A 255-nucleotide genomic window follows, 5' to 3' on the forward strand; every position below is an offset into this window, starting at 1 on the left:
CGGGGCTTTCAACCGCACATACACGGTGACACAGGCAATCGACAAATTCATCTCGGATGTGTACAGGCATTCAAGGGCAATCCCCGGAAGATACGATTATATTCCGGCGGACTCTGCTGCCGGAGTCGTGGTCTATGATGATCTGTTCGTATACAGCCACCATGCCACAGACCCATGCTGCGGAAAGCTGATGAATGCGTTTGATGTGATAAGGCTTCATAAATTCGGGGACAAGGATACAAGGGCAGCCGAAGG

1 protein-coding gene is annotated in these 255 nt (G+C 51.4%); it reads left to right on the forward strand.

Going from position 1 to position 255, the window contains the following annotated elements:
* On the forward strand, positions 1-255 hold a 255-nt coding region (locus tag NE637_RS15480), incomplete at both ends, for a hypothetical protein (RefSeq protein ID WP_256267820.1).

The organism is Desulfovibrio desulfuricans (assembly GCF_024460775.1).
Taxonomy (GTDB): Bacteria; Desulfobacterota; Desulfovibrionia; order Desulfovibrionales; family Desulfovibrionaceae; genus Desulfovibrio; species Desulfovibrio desulfuricans_E.